The following is an 18,669-nucleotide window of genomic DNA, read 5'->3' as shown; positions in this document are numbered from 1 at the left end:
CCCCGCATCGTCTTTTCCCACCATACCAGATGATGAATGAAACGGCAATATGATGGCTATATTGGTAAAAACACTGTTCATCGGCAGGAAAGGAGTTCCTTATGTTACATGCTGCGGTCCGTTTTTATGATCGGATTCCGGTGCTTGTCCGTCTTCTTATGATCATTATTTTAATAATTACTGCTTTCGCCTTCCTTCTTCATGTCCTCGAACCGGAGGCGTTCCCGTCTTTTTTTGACGCGGTCTGGTGGGCGGTTGTAACATCAACGACGGTCGGCTACGGGGATTTTGTGCCGGAAACTGTGACGGGACGGATTGCGGCCATGGTTCTTATCCTTTTCGGCATCGGTTTTGTGTTGTTTTTTGTGACAAACTTGGCTTCCAGTACCGTGAGCGAACAGCACCACTGGCAGAAAGGCACGCTTGCTTCCAGTTTTCAGGATCATTATATTATTGTGAACTGGAATGAACGTTCCCGGCAGTTTATCGAACAGATTCAGCTGGCCTATCCGGGACGCCCGGTCCTTTTGATCGATAATAACTTGACGGAAACACCGTTTGACAACAGCCGCACCCTTCAGTTTATCAAAGGCAGCCCTACTTTCCAGACTACCCTGCGTCAAGCCAATATCCGGCGGGCCCGCGCGCTCGTCATCACATCCGGGTTGGAAAGCACGGAACAGCATGCCGATGCCCAGACGATTCTGACCCTGCTGACGGCCAGACATTACTGTGATGATATCTACACCGCCGCTGAAATCCTGACCTCTGAACAGCTTCCAAATGCCCGTCATGCAGGTGCCGATGAAATCATTGCCTCCAACATGATTTCGAGCCTTCTTATGACGGAAAGTCTGGAACAGCAGGGCATTGCCGAAACGATCACGCTTCTTCTCGACGTGGAAGCCGCTCCGTATCTCCGTTCGATTCCCTGTCCGGAGGAATGGATCGGAAAAACATTTGAAAGTATCAGCCACGAAGCCCGTATGCGCGAATACCTGCCGATCGGCATCAGCAGCGAAAATCAGACCACCCTGCATCCGGACGGAGAAAAGGTCGTCACGGAAGATCATTCTCTGCTTGTGCTTGAATCGTCACGTTAATAACACGTCTTCCAGTTCTTTATTCAGCCTTTCCCCCTGTTCCACCCAGGAAGCTGGCACGTCGGCATCTCTGTCCTCCGGGGTCTGAAACTGGTTGACGACAGCATTATAAGGTTCTTCGACATGATCACTGCCCCGCTTATACTGATGCGCCAGTACAAACGGACGGCCGAGAGCCACTTTTACGCCCTTCTGTTCCAGTTCACCATCGACAGCTTCAAACGGAACCCGGAAAAACTGATAATCCTCTTCGTTCGACATTTTGTAGTCCATATAACCGTGATCATATTCCCATCCGCCACCGATGTCATAGCCGAGCGGCTTCATTTTTTTCTCCAGATCCTGAAGCACAAAACGGTGGCCTTCCAATTTTGAAGGTATCTCGATCATAGGGATCCCGCCTTCTTTTTGGTTTTACTTTTTCCCCGTTGCCGATTTTCATACAGAAATCCCGGAGAAAAAATCTCCGGGATGCGTACTCATTGATTCAGGCGTTTCTGCAGTTCCTGCTGCTGTTGTTCAAAGCCGGGCTTCCCAAGCAGGGCAAACATGTTTTTCTTATAGGCTTCCACTCCAGGCTGATCGAACGGATTGACTCCGAGCAGATACCCGCTGACGGCGCATGCTTTTTCGAAGAAATACACAAGATATCCAAAGTAATATTCATTCATTTCCGGAATACGCAGCACCAGGTTCGGTACGTCGCCGTCGGTATGGGCAAGCAGGGTGCCCTGAAACGCTTTTTCATTCACAAAATCCATCGACTTTCCGGCGAGATAATTGAGCCCCTCAAGGTCATCTTCCGTTTCAGGTATCGTAACATCTTCACCGGCCTTCTCCAGCTGAAGTACCGTTTCAAACAGATGGCGCCGTCCTTCCTGCACATACTGCCCCATCGAATGAAGATCGGTCGAAAAATTCACGGAGGCTGGAAAGAGTCCTTTATGGTCTTTGCCTTCACTTTCGCCGAACAGCTGCTTCCACCATTCCGAAACAAAAACCAGGCTCGGCTCATAATTGACGAGCAGCTCAATGGCTTTTCCTTTTTGATAAAGCATGTGGCGGACCGCTGCATATTGATACGCCTCATTTTTCATCAGATCAGGTTCTGCATACGTAAGGCGGGCGGCATCGGCCCCTTCCATCATCTTCTCCACGTCCAGTCCGGCTGCGGCAATCGGAAGCAGTCCGACAGCAGTCAGTACGGAATAGCGGCCGCCTACATCATCGGGAACGGTGAATGTTTCGTAGCCCTGTTCATCCGCCAGCGTCTTCAGCGCTCCTTTTTCTTTGTCGGTCGTGGCGTAAATCCGCTTGGCTGCTTCTTCCTTCCCGTATTTTTTCTCGAGAAAATCGCGGAAAATCCGGAAGGCAATCGCCGGTTCCGTAGTGGTCCCGGATTTGGAAATCACATTGATCGAGACATCTTTATTTTCCAGCATATCCATCAGATCCCGGATGTAGGATTGGCTGATATGGTGGCCGGCAAAATAAATTTCCGGACCGCTGCGGCCGTCTTTACGCTGCTGGTTGCGGAAGGTATGCGTCAGGCTTTCAATGGCCGCTTTGGCCCCAAGGTAGGAACCGCCGATACCGAGAACGAGCAGCACATCGGAGTCGTTCCTGATTTTCTCCGCGGCTTTCTGAATACGCTCGAATTCTTCTTTATCATAGTCCTTCGGCAGGTCGACCCACCCTAAAAAATCACTTCCTGCGCCGGTCTTTTCATGAACAGCGTCATGAGCATGCTGTACCGGGCTGCGCAGGTGTTCCAGTTCATGTTCGCTGAAAAATGGCAGTGCGTTGCTGTAATCAAACTGAATGTCTTTTGGCATGACAAGATCCCCCATTTTTTAGTCTCTTCTTCAAATGTATAGAACGGCGCTCTGGAATTCAAGATATTTCTAAGATGTAACCGAATTCAAGGCATGATGGTTTCTTTTTTCTAAAATCATGAATAAAGGACGTCTTATTCCATCATGATAAGGGGTAAGCGTGACACAGGTGAAGGGGGGTGAAGGAGGATGAGCGGAATGCAGCGCACTGCTCTTGTTCTGACCATTATAGGTGCTGTGAACTGGGGTCTCATTGGATTTTTTGGATTTGATCTTATTGCTGCGATCTTTGGCAGTCAGGCGGAAGCGATGTCCCGGGTAATTTACGCCCTGGTTGGAATCGCCGGCCTTTACAGCATCTCGGTTCTTTTCAAACCGGATGAAGAGTTGGAACGAAGCCCCGAACCTCAACGGTAATATCATAATGAATCATAAAAAAAGAAGGGGTGCTTCCCGTAACGAACGGAATGCCCCTTCTTTTTATTACTTGCGGATGCGTTTATTTAGATCAGCCTGAATTTCATTGGACTGTTTCAGCCAGTCTTTCAGCTTGTCTTCGAGGGTATTGAATCCCTGATTTTTCTGGCCGCCCTTGGCTCCGCCTTTCGGAGCGCCGCTGTTGTGACTCGGTTTTCTTTCTTCTTTTTCCGGTGCTTCCTGGGTATCACGGATGGAAAGGGAAATCTTGCCATTATCCGCATCAATGGATTTTATTTTTACCTTCACTTCGTCCCCGACGGAAAGTTCATCATTAATATCTTTTACATAACCGTGGGCGACTTCAGAGATATGGACGAGTCCCTGTTTATTATCATCAAGAGCGACAAACGCTCCGAATGGTTTAATTCCTGTAATCTTACCCTCAACGATACTTCCTACCTCGTATTGCTCTACCGACATTCAAACATCTCCTAAATATTTATTAGCCTTCAAATTATATCACACCCTCCCCCTTTCAGCAATTTATTTATATAAGATGAAACAGAAAACTTGGTTATCCCCGTTATCAAAGCAGAATAAGTATGAAACTTCCCGGATCGAAGCTTTTCTCGACCCGGGAAGTGAACAGGTATTATACGGAGTCCGAAACGGGCTCTTTCTTTTCTTCCGATCGATCTATGATATACGCGCAGGCGGCATCGCCGGTAATATTCAGGGAGGTACGAAGCATATCGAGCAGACGGTCGACGCCCAGTACAAGCGCAATACCTTCAACCGGCAGGCCTACCTGCTGCAGTACCATAGACAGCATAATCAGCCCGACACCCGGCACACCGGCTGTCCCAATGCTTGCAAGCGTCGCCGTCAGCACTACCATCACGAGCTGGGAAAAAGCAAGATCCGCTCCCCACACCTGCGCAATAAAAACAGTCGCTACAGCCTGCATGATAGCGGTTCCGTCCATATTTATTGTAGCTCCAAGGGGCTGGACGAAACTGCTGACTTTTTTACTCACACCCAGTCTCTCCTGGGCCGTTCTCATCGATACCGGCAGGGTACCGCTTGAACTGGCAGTACTAAATGCTACGATCATGGCCGGGTAAAAGCTTCTGAAGAAATGCACCGGACTTTTCTTCCCAATCACTTTGACAGCAAAGCTGTACGTAACAGCTGCATGAAGGATAAGCCCGAGAATGATGGTGATCATGTACAGCAGCATCTGCTGCAGGCCGTCCACACCGGCAGTTCCGACAGCCGATGCAATCAATGCAAAGGCACCATAGGGAGCCGTGTACATGACGACACGAACAAGAAACATCATCACTTCATTTCCCTGTTCGAGCAGCCTGTGCAGTCCCGCTGTTTTATCACCCAGCTTCGCAAGCGCTGCCCCAAAGAATATGGCGATGGCAATAATCTGCAGCATATTGGCCTCTTCCAACGCGTTAATAGGATTTCCCGGTATAATATTTAAAAACGTATCCATAATGGGAGGTGCTTCTTCCGCTTCATAATCCGCTCCCTGCGTATCAAAAGCACCCTCCGCACCGGGCTGAATCAAGTACGCCAGGCTGATTCCAATAATAAGTGCAATGGTCGTGGTGATTAAATAAAAGCTGATCGTTTTGCCGCCGATTCTCCCTAATTGAACCGGATCTTTTAAGCTGGCTGTTCCGAGCGCTATGGAAATAAAAACAATTGGAACAACAAGCATGGTAATAAGGTTCAAAAAGATATCACCAACGGGGGTCAACAAATACGTATCCAACCAACCGAAAACGTTTTCAGGAACAAAGTTTAAAATAAGTCCAACAATCACCCCGAATAAAAGAGCGAGCAAAATATGTTTCGTTAAATTTTCATGCACGTCATTTCCCTCCTTTTGTAATCAAAGCAGTTCCGGCTATGTCCACCCTTCTTTATAGTATGTCAGCTATTTTACCGAAAGAACATCATCGTTCCAACCCTGCAGTCCAGGCTGAGCGGGTCGGGCAATGTAGAATAAATTCTTTCAAATATGTAAAAAGTATAATATTTTTACAATCATCTATCAATACTCTACGGTTACTTTATTTTTAAGGGAATGTCAGGATGTCTCTTCAGGGTGATGGGCATGTTAAAAAAGAAAGCTCTTCCTTCATCCTTTCCATTGACAATGCGCCAGGTTTTCCGATATGGTTTTGAGATGTTTACATCGTTTAAATAAAGGAAGTGCAGCTATGAAAAGAGAACAGTGGCATTCAAAATTAGGTTTTATTCTGGCCGCGGCCGGATCGGCCATAGGGCTGGGCGCTGTCTGGAAATTACCATACGTAACTGGAACGAGCGGGGGCGGAGCTTTCTTCCTCGTATTTATCCTGTTCACTCTCCTGCTCGGAACCTCGCTGCTTTTGGCTGAATTCGTCATCGGCCGAAAAACACAGAAACCTCCGATACAGGCGTACCAGGAACTGGCTCCCGGAACTCCCTGGTATCTCCTCGGTATTCTCGGTATTGTGTCCTCCTGTTTGATTCTGTCCTTTTATGCTGTCGTGGGAGGTTGGATTCTTACATACTTTATCCGAAGCTTGACCGGCGGTTTAACGAATCCACCGGACGGTAATTACGGAGTCTTATTTGAATCCATTATTTCCAACCAATGGGAGGTTGGGGCAGCCCACCTTGCTTTCATTCTTCTTACCATTCTCGTCGTGCAGAGCGGCATTCAAAAAGGCATTGAACGGGCCAGCAGTATCATGATGCCCGCTCTGTTTCTCATTTTTGCGGTCCTGGTTATCCGTTCAGTCACTCTGGACGGTGCCATGGAAGGCGTTCAGTTTTTCCTGCAGCCGGACTTGTCCAGTCTCGACGGCGGTACGATTCTGTTTGCTCTCGGCCAGGCTTTCTTTTCCTTGAGCCTCGGCGTCTCGGTTATGGTGACGTACAGCTCTTATTTGTCGAAAAAAGAGAGCCTGGTCCGCTCCGCTTCCTCTATTGTCGGCTTAAGTCTTCTTATCGCTTTTCTATCCGGCCTTGCGATATTTCCAGGGGTATTTGCGTTCGGACTGGAGCCTGACGAGGGACCAAGTCTTATTTTCACGGTTCTTCCTGCCGTATTCAGCGAAATGGCATTTGGTTCGGTGTTTTTCACCCTGTTCCTGCTTCTGTTGCTTTTCGCAACGTTGACGTCGGCGTTTTCCCTGCTTGAGATCGTCGTTTCTTCTCTTTCTTACCGTCGTCCCGGAGATCGCAGAATGGCAGCCTGGATCGGCGGAATCGGCATCTTCCTGCTCGGGATTCCGTCGAACCTATCGTATGGTGTTTTGTCCGACTGGCTGCTTTTCGGTGACACCTTTTTTAATCAAATTGATTTTCTCGTCAGTAATATCCTGCTGCCACTGGGAGCTTTTCTGATCGCCGTTTTTGTATCCTGGCGGATCAAACGAGACACGTTGAAAGAGGAACTCCTGCAAGGTTCAAACCTCCACTCCGGCATTTTTGATACATGGCTGTTCGTGCTTCGTTATATCACCCCGGCAGCCATTCTTGCCGCTTTTCTGGATGTGCTGGGTGTGTGGTAAAAGTAACTTTACGAAACGAAAGAGGGACCTCCCATACTGTGGAGGCCCCTCTTTTTATACGTTTATTATCCCGCATGGCGGCGCAGAAACCGGCCTATCCGTTCCACCGCTGTCTCGAGAGATTCCATCGATGTCGCATACGAACAACGGATGTGCCCTTCTCCGCCTGCCCCGAATACATTACCGGGGACGACGGCTACATGCTCTTCTTTCAACAGAGCTTCGGCAAAGGCATCTGAGCTCATACCGGTGTCCTCAATGGAAGGGAACGCATAAAACGCCCCGCCGGGGACATGGCAGGAAAGTCCGATTTCGGCAAATGATTTCACCATATAATTGCGTCGCTGCTTATAGCTTGTTACCATCCGATCTACATCATCCCGGCCGCTTCTTAGTGCTTCCAGGGCGCCGTACTGGGCAGGAGTGGAAGCACACATCAGAATATACTGGTGAATTTTCAACATCGCTGCTGTAATATCCGCCGGAGCGCATACATATCCGAGGCGCCAGCCGGTCATCGCAAATGCTTTGGAAAATCCGGAAATGAGAATCGTACGGTCTCTCATCCCAGGCATGGCCGCAAAACTGCAGTGATGATTGTCATAACTCAGTTCGGCATAGATTTCATCCGAAAATACGAGCAGGTCATGCTTTTCCATGACATCGACAAGCGGGGCCATCTCTTCTTTTGTCATTACCGCTCCGGTCGGATTGTTTGGAAAACTGATCATCACAGCTTTTGTATTGGGGGTTACTGCCGCTTCCAGTTCCTCTTTTGTCAACTTGAATTCATTTTCTTTGCGTGTCCCGATGGAAACCGGGATGCCTCCGGCAAGGGAGACGATCGGAGCATACGATACAAAGCCGGGCTCAACGATAATGACTTCCTCTCCCGGATTGACTGTAGAACGGACGGCAATATCAATCGCTTCACTGGCTCCGGCTGTCACGATAATTTCCTTCTCCGGATCATACATCGTGCCGAAGCGGTCGTCGAGATAATCCGAAATTTCGCTGCGGAGCTCCATGATACCGGGATTGGACGTATAAGCCGTGTATCCTCTTTCCATGGAATCGATGCTTGCCTCCCGGACGTTCCAGGGTGTCACAAAATCGGGCTCCCCCACCCCGAGTGAAATCACATCGTCCATCGTGGACGCCATGTCAAAAAAGCGGCGGATGCCGGAGGGCACGATTTGCTGCGCAGCATCAGACAGGCGGTTTGTTTTTCTTACGGGAGGCGTGCTCATGGCGACACCACAATCCTTTTGTCATCGTCCTCCCCGTCTTCAAATACGACACCGTCATGTTTGTAGGTTTTCAGACGGAAATGGGTAGTGGTGGATATGACCGATTCGAGGGTCGACAATTTCTCCGACACAAATCCGGCAATCTCAGACATCGTGTTGCCGTCAATGACGACAGACAAATCATAAGCGCCCGATACCAGATAAAGAGCTTTAACTTCCGGGAAACGGTAAATGCGTTCTGCTACTTCATCAAAGCCGACTCCGCGCTGCGGAGTCACCTTGACATCTATCATGGCCGTGACGCCTTCCTTTTCTTCCACTTTGCTCCAGTCCACCACAGCTGCATAGCTGACAATAACATTGTCTTTTTCCAATTTATTCAAAACCGCCTGCACTTCCTCGTCCCTGCGGTCCACCATTTTGGCGATGGTAGCTACGTCCAGACGGCCGTTTTCTTCAACAAGCTTCAGGATTTCCAGTTCATGCTTTTCCATCTCTGTCTCTCCTTTCAGTCGCACAGCACTGCTTCATCTTTTCTCATTACCGTCTATCTTATCATATGAACAGGCCGGGCGACATTGTATTTTAGATTTAAGAGAAGGAAGTTCCGGGAATAATAACGGAGAAAGAATGGAGGGATGCACATGTCGGATACGCTTCATCATGTGAAAGAAAAGTCTTCAACTGCGCTGATAATACTGGATATGATCAATGATATGGAGTTTGAAGACCGGGATTACTTATTTCCGCATGCCCTGGAGGCAGCCAAAAATCTGGCTTCCTTAAAAAAGCGGGTAAAATCTCACGGCATCCCCGTTATATATGTTAACGATAATTATGGACGGTGGCAGAGCGATTTTCAGGAACTGATTGCCCACTGCAAACGGGAGGATGTAAAAGGGAAAGAGGTAACAGAACTCATTGAGCCGGACGACGATGACTATTTTGTGCTGAAACCGCAGTTCTCCGGTTTTTTTGCGACACCGCTTGATATTCTGCTTGATTATCTGGAAGTGAAAACATTAATTATCACAGGTGTTGCGGGCAATATGTGTGTGCATTTCACCGCCAATGATGCCTACATGCGGCATTATCAGCTGTTTGTGCCCGGTGACTGCACGGCATCCAACAGTTCCGAGGATAATGAGCTGGCTCTCGATCTGATGAATCACGTGCTGAAAGCCGATACTACCAACAGCAGCGACTACAACATCGAAGACCTGATAGCCCGCGCCAAACGTTATGATGAGAAAAACCCCTAGAAAAACACACCTTTTTTATGGGGCTCCGGCTTACGGACACTAAGTAGTCGAAGGGTGATTTTAGTGTCCACAAACGTCGTTTTTGGAGACACCATGACACCGTTCCCATAGTATTAACGGGTCCCGGTGTCCGCCCGCAAACCACTATCTCTTCGTTTCGGTCCCATAGTGTCCGTTAGCCATCTTCTATCAGATACTAAACCTCCATCTCGGTGTGATAATGTACACAGTCTAATGGAGTATGTTGGTTTTTCATAGCGCATTCTACACAAACGCTTCCGACTATTTTTAATAATCGGAAGCGTTTTTTTCTGTAGAGCCCCGTCTCATGGAGCTCTTAAAATACTTTTTTCAGCTCATCTTTATCCTGACCGAGCCAGTAGCGCATCCACTCTTTTGCATTATCCAGGTGGTGCAGTTTCGCCTGCCCGCACTGCTCTTCATTGGCAGCCGGTACTTCTTCCAGGGTCAGCGAATATTCCATGGTTTTTTCCAGAATTTCAATAAGTTCGCTGATTTCCGGTTCTCCATTCATGATGAGATAAAAACCGGTCTGACATCCCATTGGTGACAAATCAATCACTTCAAAATGGGAATATTCTTCGGCATACCTGCGGATATTCAAAGCGAGCAGATGTTCCAGCGTATGAATAACCGGCGGAGTCATGTTTTCCTTATTCGGCTGGCCGAAACGGATATCGAATTTATTGACAATGCCGTCTGTGCCGATTTTCTGGAAGCCGGCGTGTCTGACGTACGGTGCTTTTACCTTGGTGTGATCCAGTTCAAAACTTTCTACACGTGCCATTTCAAAAACACTCCTTTGTTATTTCTCCTGTCTCCATCATACAATGCCTTCGTTTTCTTTGGCAATCCAAACCGTTTACGAAACAAACCGTCTGCCGGCCGCCACATCATCGGTGAAGACAGCATCCGCCCCGTACGTCTTTAATTTTTCCCAGTATTTCGGCTTGTTCACCGTCCATACATACACTTTGTATCCTTTTTTGTGCATCCGCTGTATGAAACGGGCACCCGCCAGACGGTAATGGGGGCATACGATGTCGGCTCCCGTTTCCTGCAGGCGCTTTTCCGGAAAATAATCCCTCCACCACTGAAACGGTTTTTTCCGTTTCTGTAAAAAAGAGAACTCCCCCGTTAGAAGTGCTGTCCGGCACACCGGATCCACCTTTTTCATGTTTTTTATAATCTTTTCATCGAAAGAGGAAAACAGGATATGGTCTGACGCAGGAATCTGCTGCAGCACCTTCTGTTCCAGCCCTTTTTCTTTCACCTCCAGATTGAAGGATGTCCCTTCCTCCACTAACGGCAAAAGATCGGTCAACAATGCAGGTGTCCAGTTTTCTCGCTGTTCCGTTTCCGCTCTCCATTCCTCATACGTGAAATCCCGGATAAAACGTCCATTCCAGGTGGGGTAATGGGCACAGACAAGCTGGTTGTCTTTTGTCATCCGGATATCGGTTTCTATCATATCAGCTCCGGCCTGAACGGCACGACGGAATGCCTCTACAGTATTTTCTTTAATACGGTCCGTTGCACTGCCCCGGTGTGCAATCACCTTTATTCTGTCATTCCGTGTCATCAGCGGAATCCTCCGAGTATTGAAATAGATGGATATTTACTATACAACAGAATTCGTCAAGCGCACATCGTCAACTTATATGTATTTGAAGTTGACATAAAGAAAGTCTTTGTTTATGATAATAATTCAGAAGAAATGAGAAGGGAGTCTTCTTCATGACATTCAAGCCTATCGACATTGTATCTGCAGCTCTTTTTGCTGCATTAATGGGAATCGGCGCGAACATTGCCGCTTTTCTCGTTATCGGCGGTGTGCCCGTCACCCTGCAGCCCATCATTGCCATTACAGCCGGCGCGCTGCTCGGGAGCCGCCTCGGCGCCTTCTCCATGTTCATTTACATGCTGATCGGACTGATCGGGATGCCGGTTTTTGCAGAATTCTCCGGAGGGCTGCGCGCTTTGCTCAGTCCAACATTTGGTTTTATTTTATCATTTATCGTGATTGCCTATGTAACCGGAAAAATCATAGAATTGAAATCAAATCCCGGTATGCCCACGTTTTTCACAGCTGCTTTCATCAGTCTTGCCATCAATTATGCAATGGGGACGACGTATATGTATTTTGCCTATCAGTGGATTGCTGATGCGCCGGAAGGATTTCATTATGCCATGTTATGGGGATGGATGGCTCTGCCCCTTGTAAAGGATATCATTCTTACCGCCTTAACCGCCGCATCGGTGCCGAAACTTCACCACATGCTGGAACGCCGGACCTCTTTGAACCCATCGAAACGTTCGGCCTGAAAAAAAGGAGCCCGAAAATGGGCTCCTTTTTATTATTCACCGGTAATCTCTTCAATTTCGGTTTCCAGTTTATCGAGGATAGCTCCTGCTTCATCTCCTGCGTTTTCCCGGTAAAAATCACGCATCGGCATGGCCAGCTCACGGAACGCATCCCGCTGTTCAGAAGTTAGTTCCGTTACCTCTGTAGGTGTATCCTCATTATCTTCAATGTCGGAAAGCAGCTGATTGTTCAATTCATCCTGCATTTCAAACCCAACGTCGCGCATTTCTTCCACGGTTTCGTCGATCATGCCCTGAATTTCATCAGGCAGACCGTTATAAAAGTCCGGATTCACTGTCATCATCGCAACGTAGGAGTTGTGATTGGAAATGGTCATGTAATCCTGGACTTCATGATAAGAGGAGTCGGCGATAAAGAAAATCGGATTTTCCTGGCCGTCCACCGTTCCGTTCTGCAAACCGGTATACAGGTCGCCGGCACTCATGACCGTCGCATCTGCCCCGTACCGTTCATAAGACTGCTGAATCAGCGGTGAATCCTGCGTTCTCATCGTAAACCCTTCAAAATCGGACGGCTCGATTAATTCGCTGCTCCCCGTCCACTGCATGAATCCTTCGGTGAAGAAGGAAAGCGGCATGATACTTTCTTCTTCATATAGACCAGCAAGATCTTCATTCAGCGCTTCGCTGGACTCCAGCAGCTCGTGGACATCCTCCTGGTTGTCCGGAAGCAGGAACTGAAGCGCAAATACCTGTCCTTCTTCCACCATCGTTCCGGTGAATCCCGGCGAAATGATAGCCATTTCAACGGCGCCGCTCTGCAGCTGCCCAACCTGGTCCACTTCTGTACCAAGTCCGCCGAATTCAAACACTTCTATGGAAATCTGTCCATCTGATTTTTCTTCGAGACGATCGGCAAATTCGCTTGCATATTCATACTGCATCTGCCCTTCGCTTTCCTCCGTCACAAAACGCCAGTCATAGGTTTCTCCATCAGCAGCTTCTTCCCCGCTGCCTCCGGAATCTCCACCGGAGTCTTCTCCGCTGTCACCGCCTCCTTCATCTGTTCCTCCGCCGCCGCAGGCAGCAAGGACAAGAGAGGAGCTTAACGCTGTACCCAGCAGCCATTTAAACTTCCCTTTTTTCATGTTTATTTCCCCCTTCAAATGATTAATCTATATCTCAACTTCCTGATCAGTCTGGCACCAGGAAGAGAGAAATCTCTGGAAATACAATTAAAAGGACGCAAACAATAAGCATCATAACTATAAACGGTGGTGTGCCGCGTATCGTGTCGAGGTAAGAGCGGTTAAACACGGCACTCGCCGTGAAGATGTCCACTCCAAACGGCGGCGTCGCCGAGCCGAGAGCGGCCTGAAAGGTTACAATCACCCCGAGATGAACCGGATCGACTCCGGCAGACGTGGCCGCCGGCAGAAATATCGGTGTCAGGATAAGAATGACAACAATCGGATCAACAAACATACATCCAACAAAGAAAAAGATGGATACAATGATTAATACTTGAATCGGACCGGGGCTTCCGGATAGAAACGTTTCTGCAATCATACCCGGAATCCCGGTTATGCCGAGAGTGAAAGCAAATGCCTGGCCGCCCGCAACGAGAATAAACACCGCGGACGTTACCAATCCCGTGGAAAGAGCTACACTCGGCACCTTTTTGATGCTGAATGATCGAAATATTACCAATTCAAGCAGCAAAGCGTACAGCACAGACACTCCCGCTGCTTCCGTCGGGGTGAAAAAGCCGCTGTAGATACCCCCGATAATAATAACCGGGAACATCAGCGGAAAAACCGCCTTCCAGGTAAACTGAAAACGTTCCGGCCAAGTCGCCTTTTCCGCCAGCGGTATACTATACAAACGGGCGTGAATATAGGCATATAATGCAAAAAAGAGAAAAATCAAAAGCCCGGGTAAGATACCGGCTATAAACAGATCACCAACCGATGTCTGTGATATGAGTCCGTAAATAATCATCCCTATGCTCGGCGGCACCAGGAGTGCGACATCACTCGCATTGATAATGAGCGCAATCGCTGTCGAATCCTTGTATCCGACTTTCAGCAGGCGTTCGCGCATCGGCGTTCCTATCGCCACCACCGTTCCCTGTGTAGAGCCGGAAATGGAACCGAACAAAGTACAGGCTGCCGCCGTCGTTATCGCATAACCGCCCCGCAGATGCCCGACAAAGGCACCAACAAAATCGAGCAGCCGGTTCGATGTCTTTCCCATTGACATAATATCAGCTGCAAAGATAAACAACGGAACTGCAAGCAGTATGGGTTCTGATATACCGCTCATCATCTGCTGGATCATCAGGAATGGTTCCACCTGCGGCAGGAAAAACAGAACCACCGTTAAAGGAGCCAGAATAAGCGGGATCATCATTGGAAAACCAAGTAATAAAAACACAAACATAATGACCAGTAATGTCGTAACCATCTGCCATTCCTCGCTATTCTGTATAGTTTACGTTGTACTCTGCCGGGTTGCCTCGTCTTCAGACTGATAATCTTTCCGCTCCTCCGCCAGATAAACATCCCTGTTTCTTACATTGACCCAGAAATTCCGGAGAAACTGAATCCCTCCAAGCAAAAAACCGAGCGGAGCCCAGATATTCATCCAGTAATAAGGGATGCGGAGCGCCGAGGTGACACGCCCGGAAGTCGACTGAACGTATTCGTAGGAAAAGTAAGCCATAATAAACAGAATAACAGCTGTGATCAGCGGGATAAGAACAGCCAGGGTTTTACGAAGAGCGAAGGGTACATTATCAAAAAGTGCCGACATGGTAATATGCCGTCCTTTTCTGGCTGCATAGCTGATCCCCATGAAAGTGGCTACATATAAAGAAAGTTCGCTGATTTCTTCGGCAAACGCCCAGCTGTTGCTGAAAAAGTTACGGCTGATGGCATTTCCGGCAACCATGACGGTAATTGTTAATATAGAAAGGCTTAAAATGAGTTCTTCAATGCGGGTCAAACCTCTATCGAGCGTTTTTAATACCTTCATAAACATCAGCATCCATTCTCGAATTACTAATAGTGTGAAAAAAGCAGCATGCTTTTTATCTTACCCGGCTGAACGCATGTATTCAAACTCCGTGAATCTGCAAATGTCCTCATTTCATCGGGTAAACGGAAATAAGCTTGGAAAAGGACTCCATATCTGTAATATAACTGAAACAAAATCGGTCTTCCTCCATGTAAAGGAGTATAAAACGATGGAACGCTGAACGGTGTTCCTGTGATACAATACTATATACCGGATTTTATGCAGCCTTGGATTCTATATGAAGAATGGGGCAATTTTCAAAAATGTGAAAAAATAAAGGTGTTTATAAGTATACCAGCATCCACTAAATTAATAAAGGATGACTTAGTGAAGTTGGATGCTTCCAAATAATACGATGCCAACCAGTGAAAGGACGTACACAGACTATGGAAATACTGCAGAATTTTCCTCTCTGGGCTGCGCTCTGCTCTATTCTTTTCGCGCAGGTCGTTAAGATTCCTCTATCCTATACTGCATCTAAAAAGTGGGACTTCACGCTTGTGACAAGCACAGGCGGCATGCCCAGTTCCCATTCCGCCGCTGTGACCGCTGTCTCCACGGCAATCGGTCTGGAACACGGATTTGATTCCGGGCTTTTTGCCATATGTATGGTTTTCGGCGTCATTGTACTGTTTGATGCCACAGGTGTAAGGAGGCATGCCGGGTATCATGCCACCGTGTTAAACCAGCTGGTTGTAGATTTCAATAAGTTTGTATCGGAAGCCAGGTCCTGGCAGAAAAAAGAGGATACAGAAAAACGGGAAGAGCTCAAGGAACTTCTGGGGCACCAGCCGATTGAAGTTTTCTTCGGCTGCCTCGTGGGTCTTGCTATTGCGTGGGCCGGGCAATATTTCATTCCCGTCTGGTAAGACGGGTTAAAAAAAGACAGCCCGTTCCACCGGGCTGCCGTCTGCGTTGTATTCAGACAGAAGAAGGAGTCCGGTTAAATACCGGTACTCCCCTTCTTTTATTTATCGCTTCCATTTCCGGTTCCGTTAAGGAGCCATCCCCTTTTTTCAGCACAAATACACGTATGTTACGTTTTCCCCATTCTTCATACACGTCTTCCACCGTATCATAGTAAAGATCAATTTTTCTTCCTTTTATAGCTGAGCCGGTATCAGCCACCACTCCGTACCCATAACCCGGAATATACATAACGGTGCCGATTGGAAAAAACGAAGGATCCGCAGCAATTGTCGACACACGGTCTCTTCTGGCTTTCACCCCGGAATAGGTAATGCCGTATCCGGGATGAGACTCCGTTTTTCCGGTGGATTCATATCCTGCCGTATAACCGGTCGCTGTTACCGTTTCCGTCAGTCCGTTCTCTACTTTAAAAAGGGATTCTGCTTCCGGTATCTTCCTCCCGGCATGTTTCACATCCCCTTTCAGCGGCAGCGGCATGCTGGTTTTTTCCGCAGAGGACTCCTGGAAATAGTCGTAAAAATAACGGGGAAGTTCCGCCGCTTGTACATTCGTAATATATGAAACGGTAGTAACAAGCGCTGCTGTAAAAAGAACACACATAAGTAATCTCCTGAAAAAGCTGTTTTGCATGAGACCACTCCTCTCACCAAAACAGCTTTTCCATAAAATCATGCAATTATGCACGCGGACAGTAACTTAAAACATCTGGTACCCGCGGTTCCGCAGCATCTTGATAACAATACCGGCCAATATGGCACCGATCAGTCCGAAGGTCAGAATCAAAATGTCCACCGGCTGAAGGTTGGTAATATGTCCTCCCAACGCGCCGAAGGAAGATACAGGAGAAAATATATAATCAAAAATCCCGACTTCATCAATAATCAGAATAACAATGACAGGATAAGTGACAGCCATCACCCAGGTGGAACGCAGAATCATGTTAAGTAAAAATCCAATACCGAAAAACAGAAGTAAAAACAGCATCATTGAAATAATGAGCTGAGGCAAACTTGCGATCCCGGACACTTCCAGTCTCACCTCCACAGACAACGTTCAGATTTCTTATTATACACAACTTTTTTGACGGTTTTGTGACAGAAAAGCAAAGCCCTGCGGGTGTTGTGTCGTACCGCAGGGCCGGAAGAAAACGTAACCTATAATGGATTTTTTCCTCTTTTCAGCATAAGACCGGTTCCGCCCAGAATCCATAGATACCGGTTGTCGATCATTTTTTTCATGAAATTGGCGGAAGAGCCGTACAGTTTCTTGTTTCCGACTACACCAATAGCTTCTTTGCCGCCAAGGGAAGCCACCGTACCTTTTATATCCGGTTTGAATTCCTTCAGCTCATGTCCTTTGATAAGAGCCAGCAGATTTTCAGCCACAACTTCCGCCTGCTGCATGGCGATCTGCGCGGTCGGCGGATAAGGGCGTTCCGTTTCTTCATTAATGATGAGAGAACAATCACCGATAATGAAGATATTGTCTTCACCAGGAGCGCGAAGGTCGTTTTCCACTTTCACCCGGCCGCGCATGTTTTCAAAGCCGGATTTTTCAATGACCGGATGGCCGCGTACACCTGTAGCCCATACGACCGTCTGGGATTTAATTTCCTCTCCGTCTTTCAGCACGACGCCGTCTGCTGTCACTTCACTGATCGGTTTATTGATTTTAAACTCCACGCCGCGGTTTTCGAGCAGATTCATCGCATACTCTACAAGTTCCGGATCAAACCCAGGAAGAGCTGTAGGAGCCGCTTCAATCACATACATCTTCACTTTGTTTTTCGGAACATCGTAAGCGCGGCAGAGCTCAGGAATCCTTTCACTAAGTTCGCCGATGAATTCCATTCCTGTGAAACCTGCTCCTGCCACGATGAACGTCAGATAATCATCACGCGGTTCCGGTTCATTGTTATATTTGGCAAACAAATATTCAATGTGCTCTTTCATTTCCCGCACACCGTTTACTGTCCATTTGCTGAAAGCATGTTCGAACACGCCGCCGACGCCAAAAGTCTCCGGAACAGCTCCCAGTGCGGTAACGAGGTAATCATATTCCATTTCGCCTGTTTCTTTAAGCAGTACTTTGTTTTCCTCTTTTTTGACCTCTTCGACTTCATCCTGCACAAACTTGATTTTATTTGTGTTAATTACAGAATCGATCGGCATGCGTGTCCGTTCAGGGTCCATGGTACCTGCTGCAGGTTCGTGCAGCCAGGTGGTCTGATAATGATAATTGTGCTTACTGATCAGGATAACGTTCGCATCGTTGGCTCCGAACTGCTTCGCAATTTTTGAGGCCGTCACCATCCCGCCGTATCCGGCACCCAGAATAAGTATGGTCGGTTTCACCGCCGTCATTGTCATCACATCCAATTCCATTTTAAAATGTTACGTATGTTTAGGCTTCCCGTTTCCCTGTATATCTTTACATCCCGCATGTGATTCATTTCACGTATACAGGTTTAGAAAAAACGTCCATGTAATAAGACGAAATAGAATATACAAAGTCCAGAAGAAAAAGCGGGACTACATTAGAACCGCGGATCGTCACACTTCACATTTAACATGATATTTCTTTTTTTGATGTTTTTCAACCGTTTGTTGAAAAACTTCTTACAAAACGTGTGAACAGAATGCCATAAAAAGAAGACGTCCCTGATCAGGTACGCCTTCCTCACATTCCGGTATTATATTTGTCAGCAATCTTCCGGTGTTCCGGCTCTTGTTGCGGTTTTGAACGAGCTTCCGCACCCGCAGTTGGCGATGGCGTTCGGGGTGTCGATCGTAAATTCCTGACAACCTCATAATATTAAAAAACACTGATAAATCAAGGTTTATGAAACATCGAAGGAATTGTTA

20 protein-coding genes and 1 pseudogene are annotated in these 18,669 nt (G+C 47.6%); 6 read left to right on the top strand and 15 right to left on the bottom strand.

The annotated features are described in order from the left end of the window. Nucleotides 1-101 precede the first annotated feature (101 nt). A complete protein-coding gene (locus ACW9JV_RS04735) occupies nucleotides 102-1,103 on the top strand; it encodes a potassium channel family protein (protein ID WP_457331868.1) in 1,002 nt (333 codons plus the stop codon). Here ACW9JV_RS04735 and ACW9JV_RS04730 read toward each other — a convergent pair. Both ACW9JV_RS04730 and ACW9JV_RS04725 read right to left on the bottom strand, forming a co-directional pair. Then, entirely contained in the window at nucleotides 1,095-1,493 is a 399-nt protein-coding gene (locus tag ACW9JV_RS04730) for a YugN family protein (protein ID WP_457331866.1), read from the bottom strand. The two genes, ACW9JV_RS04735 and ACW9JV_RS04730, sit on opposite strands and share 9 nt — an antisense overlap. Before the next feature lie 89 nt (nucleotides 1,494-1,582). Further along, nucleotides 1,583-2,938: a glucose-6-phosphate isomerase gene (locus ACW9JV_RS04725; protein WP_457331863.1), complete on the bottom strand. Its 1,356-nt coding sequence runs from the start codon at nucleotides 2,936-2,938 to the stop codon at nucleotides 1,583-1,585. A gap of 189 nt (nucleotides 2,939-3,127) precedes the next feature. Between ACW9JV_RS04725 and ACW9JV_RS04720 the strand changes: the two genes are divergently transcribed. Continuing rightward, the gene (locus ACW9JV_RS04720; protein ID WP_457331860.1) at nucleotides 3,128-3,355 is read left to right on the top strand and encodes a DUF378 domain-containing protein; all 228 of its coding nucleotides are present in this window, start codon (nucleotides 3,128-3,130) and stop codon (nucleotides 3,353-3,355) included. 66 nt (nucleotides 3,356-3,421) lie between these two features. Here ACW9JV_RS04720 and yugI read toward each other — a convergent pair whose 3' ends face one another. Continuing rightward, on the bottom strand, nucleotides 3,422-3,838 hold the full coding sequence (gene yugI / locus ACW9JV_RS04715; RefSeq protein WP_457331858.1) for a S1 domain-containing post-transcriptional regulator GSP13: 417 nt from the start codon (nucleotides 3,836-3,838) through the stop codon (nucleotides 3,422-3,424). 172 nt (nucleotides 3,839-4,010) lie between these two features. Continuing rightward, nucleotides 4,011-5,246 carry a dicarboxylate/amino acid:cation symporter gene (locus ACW9JV_RS04710; RefSeq protein ID WP_457331856.1) on the bottom strand — a complete coding sequence of 412 codons (1,236 nt, stop codon included), beginning with the start codon at nucleotides 5,244-5,246 and terminating at the stop codon, nucleotides 4,011-4,013. Nucleotides 5,247-5,598: 352 nt separating this feature from the next. On the opposite strand from ACW9JV_RS04710, the gene ACW9JV_RS04705 reads away from it, so the two are divergent. After that, nucleotides 5,599-6,939, top strand: coding sequence for a sodium-dependent transporter (locus ACW9JV_RS04705; RefSeq protein WP_457331854.1), 1,341 nt, complete (start codon nucleotides 5,599-5,601; stop codon nucleotides 6,937-6,939). Between the two features lie 65 nt (nucleotides 6,940-7,004). On the opposite strand, the gene ACW9JV_RS04700 is transcribed toward ACW9JV_RS04705, so the two are convergent. Continuing rightward, a complete protein-coding gene (locus ACW9JV_RS04700) occupies nucleotides 7,005-8,189 on the bottom strand; it encodes an aminotransferase (RefSeq protein WP_457331852.1) in 1,185 nt (394 codons plus the stop codon). Further along, complete coding sequence (locus tag ACW9JV_RS04695; RefSeq protein WP_457331850.1) at nucleotides 8,186-8,683, bottom strand: Lrp/AsnC family transcriptional regulator; 498 nt, start codon at nucleotides 8,681-8,683, stop codon at nucleotides 8,186-8,188. The genes ACW9JV_RS04700 and ACW9JV_RS04695 overlap by 4 nt, the downstream gene beginning before the upstream one ends. 150 nt (nucleotides 8,684-8,833) lie before the next feature. Between ACW9JV_RS04695 and ACW9JV_RS04690 the strand changes: the two genes are divergently transcribed. Beyond that, a complete protein-coding gene (locus ACW9JV_RS04690; RefSeq protein WP_457331848.1) occupies nucleotides 8,834-9,451 on the top strand; it encodes a cysteine hydrolase family protein in 618 nt (205 codons plus the stop codon). 337 nt (nucleotides 9,452-9,788) lie between these two features. Here the strand turns inward: ACW9JV_RS04690 and ACW9JV_RS04685 are convergent, their stop codons facing one another. After that, nucleotides 9,789-10,259, bottom strand: a complete 471-nt coding sequence (locus ACW9JV_RS04685) for an S-ribosylhomocysteine lyase (protein WP_457331846.1) — start codon at nucleotides 10,257-10,259, stop codon at nucleotides 9,789-9,791. 75 nt (nucleotides 10,260-10,334) lie between these two features. After that, nucleotides 10,335-11,054, bottom strand: a complete 720-nt coding sequence (locus ACW9JV_RS04680) for a glycerophosphodiester phosphodiesterase (protein WP_457331844.1) — start codon at nucleotides 11,052-11,054, stop codon at nucleotides 10,335-10,337. 155 nt (nucleotides 11,055-11,209) lie between these two features. Here ACW9JV_RS04680 and ACW9JV_RS04675 point away from each other — a divergent pair, with 155 nt between their 5' ends. After that, nucleotides 11,210-11,797: a biotin transporter BioY gene (locus ACW9JV_RS04675; protein WP_457331842.1), complete on the top strand. Its 588-nt coding sequence runs from the start codon at nucleotides 11,210-11,212 to the stop codon at nucleotides 11,795-11,797. Between the two features lie 32 nt (nucleotides 11,798-11,829). Here the strand turns inward: ACW9JV_RS04675 and dctP are convergent, their stop codons facing one another. The 3 genes from dctP to ACW9JV_RS04660 are packed head-to-tail and all read right to left on the bottom strand — an operon-like array spanning nucleotide 11,830 to nucleotide 14,833. Beyond that, entirely contained in the window at nucleotides 11,830-12,945 is a 1,116-nt protein-coding gene (gene dctP, locus ACW9JV_RS04670; protein WP_457331840.1) for a TRAP transporter substrate-binding protein DctP, read from the bottom strand. Between the two features lie 46 nt (nucleotides 12,946-12,991). After that, the gene (locus ACW9JV_RS04665) at nucleotides 12,992-14,263 is read right to left on the bottom strand and encodes a TRAP transporter large permease (protein WP_457331838.1); all 1,272 of its coding nucleotides are present in this window, start codon (nucleotides 14,261-14,263) and stop codon (nucleotides 12,992-12,994) included. A gap of 27 nt (nucleotides 14,264-14,290) precedes the next feature. Continuing rightward, complete coding sequence (locus ACW9JV_RS04660; RefSeq protein WP_457331836.1) at nucleotides 14,291-14,833, bottom strand: TRAP transporter small permease; 543 nt, start codon at nucleotides 14,831-14,833, stop codon at nucleotides 14,291-14,293. Between the two features lie 428 nt (nucleotides 14,834-15,261). Here ACW9JV_RS04660 and ACW9JV_RS04655 point away from each other — a divergent pair, with 428 nt between their 5' ends. After that, nucleotides 15,262-15,744, top strand: coding sequence for a divergent PAP2 family protein (locus tag ACW9JV_RS04655; protein ID WP_457331834.1), 483 nt, complete (start codon nucleotides 15,262-15,264; stop codon nucleotides 15,742-15,744). A gap of 52 nt (nucleotides 15,745-15,796) precedes the next feature. Here the strand turns inward: ACW9JV_RS04655 and ACW9JV_RS04650 are convergent, their stop codons facing one another. The 4 genes and pseudogenes from ACW9JV_RS04650 to ACW9JV_RS04635 all read right to left on the bottom strand — a co-directional run. Then, a complete protein-coding gene (locus tag ACW9JV_RS04650; protein WP_457331832.1) occupies nucleotides 15,797-16,405 on the bottom strand; it encodes a 3D domain-containing protein in 609 nt (202 codons plus the stop codon). 96 nt (nucleotides 16,406-16,501) lie between these two features. Continuing rightward, nucleotides 16,502-16,831 (bottom strand): YuiB family protein, encoded by a 330-nt coding sequence (locus ACW9JV_RS04645; protein WP_457334577.1) that lies wholly within the window; start codon nucleotides 16,829-16,831, stop codon nucleotides 16,502-16,504. Nucleotides 16,832-16,959: 128 nt separating this feature from the next. Further along, entirely contained in the window at nucleotides 16,960-18,168 is a 1,209-nt protein-coding gene (locus ACW9JV_RS04640) for an NAD(P)/FAD-dependent oxidoreductase (protein ID WP_457331829.1), read from the bottom strand. 338 nt (nucleotides 18,169-18,506) lie between these two features. Further along, a pseudogene (locus ACW9JV_RS04635) lies at nucleotides 18,507-18,599 on the bottom strand (iron-sulfur cluster assembly accessory protein); the annotation flags it as partial. Nucleotides 18,600-18,669: the final 70 nt, after the last annotated feature.

This window comes from Salibacterium sp. K-3, from assembly GCF_054052005.1.
The sequence above is the reverse complement of the archived record's forward strand: the minus strand, read 5'-3'. Positions and strand labels throughout refer to the sequence as shown.

Excerpts from the sequence above, each read along its gene's own strand:
- ACW9JV_RS04735 (WP_457331868.1), top strand. The coding sequence starts at position 102 with ATGTTACATGCTGCGGTCCGTTTTTATGATCGGATTCCGGTGCTTGTC.
- ACW9JV_RS04730 (WP_457331866.1), bottom strand. The coding sequence starts at position 1,493 with ATGATCGAGATACCTTCAAAATTGGAAGGCCACCGTTTTGTGCTTCAG.
- ACW9JV_RS04725 (WP_457331863.1), bottom strand. The coding sequence starts at position 2,938 with ATGCCAAAAGACATTCAGTTTGATTACAGCAACGCACTGCCATTTTTC.
- ACW9JV_RS04720 (WP_457331860.1), top strand. The coding sequence starts at position 3,128 with ATGAGCGGAATGCAGCGCACTGCTCTTGTTCTGACCATTATAGGTGCT.
- yugI (WP_457331858.1), bottom strand. The coding sequence starts at position 3,838 with ATGTCGGTAGAGCAATACGAGGTAGGAAGTATCGTTGAGGGTAAGATT.
- ACW9JV_RS04705 (WP_457331854.1), top strand. The coding sequence starts at position 5,599 with ATGAAAAGAGAACAGTGGCATTCAAAATTAGGTTTTATTCTGGCCGCG.
- ACW9JV_RS04700 (WP_457331852.1), bottom strand. The coding sequence starts at position 8,189 with ATGAGCACGCCTCCCGTAAGAAAAACAAACCGCCTGTCTGATGCTGCG.
- ACW9JV_RS04695 (WP_457331850.1), bottom strand. The coding sequence starts at position 8,683 with ATGGAAAAGCATGAACTGGAAATCCTGAAGCTTGTTGAAGAAAACGGC.
- ACW9JV_RS04690 (WP_457331848.1), top strand. The coding sequence starts at position 8,834 with ATGTCGGATACGCTTCATCATGTGAAAGAAAAGTCTTCAACTGCGCTG.
- ACW9JV_RS04685 (WP_457331846.1), bottom strand. The coding sequence starts at position 10,259 with ATGGCACGTGTAGAAAGTTTTGAACTGGATCACACCAAGGTAAAAGCA.
- ACW9JV_RS04680 (WP_457331844.1), bottom strand. The coding sequence starts at position 11,054 with ATGACACGGAATGACAGAATAAAGGTGATTGCACACCGGGGCAGTGCA.
- ACW9JV_RS04675 (WP_457331842.1), top strand. The coding sequence starts at position 11,210 with ATGACATTCAAGCCTATCGACATTGTATCTGCAGCTCTTTTTGCTGCA.
- dctP (WP_457331840.1), bottom strand. The coding sequence starts at position 12,945 with ATGAAAAAAGGGAAGTTTAAATGGCTGCTGGGTACAGCGTTAAGCTCC.
- ACW9JV_RS04665 (WP_457331838.1), bottom strand. The coding sequence starts at position 14,263 with ATGGTTACGACATTACTGGTCATTATGTTTGTGTTTTTATTACTTGGT.
- ACW9JV_RS04660 (WP_457331836.1), bottom strand. The coding sequence starts at position 14,833 with ATGAAGGTATTAAAAACGCTCGATAGAGGTTTGACCCGCATTGAAGAA.
- ACW9JV_RS04655 (WP_457331834.1), top strand. The coding sequence starts at position 15,262 with ATGGAAATACTGCAGAATTTTCCTCTCTGGGCTGCGCTCTGCTCTATT.
- ACW9JV_RS04650 (WP_457331832.1), bottom strand. The coding sequence starts at position 16,405 with ATGTGTGTTCTTTTTACAGCAGCGCTTGTTACTACCGTTTCATATATT.
- ACW9JV_RS04640 (WP_457331829.1), bottom strand. The coding sequence starts at position 18,168 with ATGACGGCGGTGAAACCGACCATACTTATTCTGGGTGCCGGATACGGC.